This window comes from Candidatus Poribacteria bacterium (assembly GCA_021162805.1).
Classification (GTDB): domain Bacteria; phylum Poribacteria; class WGA-4E; order B28-G17; family B28-G17; genus JAGGXZ01.
This window is the reverse complement of the sequence record JAGGXZ010000131.1, coordinates 1-2,967: the sequence shown is the minus strand read 5'-3', so window position 1 is coordinate 2,967 and position 2,967 is coordinate 1. Positions and strand designations below refer to the sequence as shown.

2 protein-coding genes are annotated in these 2,967 nt (G+C 50.6%); both read right to left on the bottom strand.

Annotated features, from left to right (window positions below; all coding sequences use genetic code 11):
• Positions 1-331: 331 nt before the first annotated feature.
• Positions 332-2,197 carry a hypothetical protein gene (locus tag J7M22_10020; GenBank protein MCD6506945.1) on the bottom strand — a complete coding sequence of 622 codons (1,866 nt, stop codon included), beginning with the start codon at positions 2,195-2,197 and terminating at the stop codon, positions 332-334.
• Positions 2,198-2,203: 6 nt separating this feature from the next.
• Entirely contained in the window at positions 2,204-2,383 is a 180-nt protein-coding gene (locus tag J7M22_10015; protein MCD6506944.1) for a hypothetical protein, read from the bottom strand.
• Positions 2,384-2,967 lie beyond the last annotated feature (584 nt).

Here is a 2,967-nt window from a genome sequence, read left to right as displayed (position 1 = left end):
GGTTTGGAGCAATCTTCATGCCATTTCTTGAGCCTTATCTCCTTGTTCCGCGAATTTCCCTCTCAGGCCGCGTGATATCTCTCATCACTCCCTATCTACTATCTCCTCCAACTTTTGAGAAGTTCTGAGATCGGGTATTCTCTATAGATGATGGTATAGGGAGGGCTTTCCATCAAGGGATCTTTTAAGGAAGTTTGTCGTGGCTTAAACAAACAGCTTTGATCTGTCGTACCGGATTAGGATAACCACATCCGAGGCATAATAACGCTTTCGGTCTTGAAGATCCACCCGATCCTCCAGAGGATCATATTCAGGGACAGAATCCAAAAGTTCAGCTTCCGTATCTCATGATCAGGCCGAGCGATCCCACCGCCCACAGTGTCCTACCATCCGGTGAACAGAGGTCATATAGCCAAGCTCTTTTTATTCCCACATTCACCCTCATCCAGGTTTTCCCACCATCTACAGTTTGGAGGATAAGTCCGTTCGTGCCAACTGCCCATCCGGTCTTCTTATTCCTGAAATAGATGCCCCATATCGGGTCGCTGGTTCCGATCTGTTCCTGATGCCAGCTCTCCCCTCCATCCGATGTGGCTATTATCCCGCCGAATCCTCCGGCCCAGCCGTGTTTATCGTCAACGAAGTAGATGGCATTTATGGGCTCGCTAACGCCGCTGAAAAGCGGGATCCAGGTTTCCCCTCCATCGGTTGTCTTGAAGATCACCCCTCCATGTCCTGCCACCCAGCCGATCTTACGGCTGATGAAATAGATCGAAAGGAGAGTCTGATCGGTCGGGACCTGTTGTCTCTCCCATCTCCTGCCGCCATCTTTCGTGTGAAAGACCATACCGACGTATCCGGCAACCCAACCCTCGTTTTTATCGATGAAGAAGACATCATATAGGTTATTGTATCCGTCAAAGCATGGCAGCCCGTCACGTCCTATCTTAAGTTCGGGGTTGGACAACCCGCTCACCTGAACTTCCCAACTTTTCCCGCCATCCGATGTATGAATCACGGTCGCCATGTCGCCTGAAGCCCACCCGTTCAATCTGTCCGCGAAGCAGACACTATATAGGTCGTTCTGAATCGGTGACTTCTGTTCGTTCCAGCTTCTGCCGCCATCCTCGGTGTGTAGTATTATCCCCCCATCGCCGACCGCCCAGCCGTAGCGATCATCCACAAACCAGACAGCCTTCAAGCTCGGTTTGCTCAGTCGGGACTGTATCCTCCATGTGATCCCGCCGTCCTCAGTGTGGAGCACCAGCCCGTTTTGACTGACGGCCCAACCCTTCTTTCTTGAGACAAACGAGAGACCGAGGAGGTTCGCGCTGACCTGATTTGGGATGAAAAACCACGAGTTGCCGCCATCAGTGGTGTGAAGGGTAACGCCCTCCCATCCAGCTATCCATCCCTCCTTCTCATCGGCGAACTGGACGGACCAGAGGTGATGTGTGGTCAGGGAGTCCTGCCTCTGCCATGTCTTTCCGCCATCTTCCGTGTGAATTATCAATCCGAAGACGCCCACCGCCCAACCGGCCGTCTCGTTCACGAAGTCCAGGTCAAACAGCGATTCATTGACGCCCGTTTTGACCCTACGCCATGTTTTGCCTCCGTCGGTGGTTTTGACAAGGGTGCCGAAAAGCCCACATGCCCATCCGTGCTTCTCATCGACGAAATCAACGGAATAGAGCTCGGTGGCATGGAACTTCGCCTGCTTGATCCACGATCTTCCACCGTCGCGCGAAGCCAAAATCACCCCCGTGCTTTCCTCTCCGCCGACGGCCCAACCGATGTTGGAGGTGAGAAACCGGACAGATCTCAGCTCGCAGTTGACGCCGCTGGGAAACCTCTTCCAGCTCACCCCGCCGTCCTCTGTGCGCATGATCAGGCCGTTTCCGCCTACGATCCATCCCAACTGATCGTTGAGGAAGTATATGTCATATAGATCCTCCCTCGTCCCCAAATCCACCATCTTCCAGCTCCTGCCACCATCGAAGCTCCTTCGGAGGAAACCGCTCCGTCCGATGATCCATCCATTTTTCTCATCGATGAAGGATATCCCCGTCAGATATCTCTCCTTGCCCGGCGAGCGAACTATCTGCCATCTGGGAGGAGGGGCCTCGCGATGGATGCAACCTCCTAAAAAAGGGAGAATGAGGATAAAAAGGATATATCCGAGCCTGACCTTTATCATGTTCTATCACCCGTCCCCTTTTATTTCATCGACAACGCGCATGATAGCCACGATGATAGCAAATGCATCTGTTACCAGAGCGATGTGATCCTTAAATCTGGAGAGAAGGCCGTAATTCTTCATGGCATTCGGACAGGATATCACTGTGGGGTTAAAGGGATCTAACCCTCTCTTCTTCTCTCTCACAGCCTACGTTCCCTCGCCGATTGGAACAAAGTATATCATAAACCGAAAAAGGGGTCAAATATAAGCCCAGAACTTCAGGACTTCGCAAAAACTTTTGAAGAATGCAGATGGGGAAAGGCTTAGATGGTGTAAGTGATTCAAAGGAAATTCGCGCTCTAATCTATCGCGAATTTGCTCAAAAACCCTTATGTTACCTAGATTTTCCTCATCTTACGCTCCATGAACTTTTGAGAAGTCCTGCTGGTCCTGCTCGCCCCCCGGAACTTCTCAAAAGTTGGAGGAGATAGTAGATAGGGAGTGATGAGAGATATCACGCGGCCTGAGAGGGAAATTCGCGGAACAAGGAGATAAGGCTCAAGAAATGGCATGAAGATTGCTCCAAACCTCATCCTCATTTTGCAGTTGAAAAAATCTCCCATTGATGAAAATATATAGCTAAATTCATCCATCAATGGGAGGCACAGGATGACAAAAGAAGCTGCTATTAGCAAAAGGACATTCAAGCAGCTTGTGGGATACATCAAGAGGGTATATCATTTCAACTGTATCGTCAAAGGGGTTCAAGATGATAGGAAATGGAGAGC

Coding starts and splice junctions, on each gene's coding strand:
- J7M22_10020 (MCD6506945.1), bottom strand. CDS start 2,197: ATGATAAAGGTCAGGCTCGGATATATCCTTTTTATCCTCATTCTCCCT.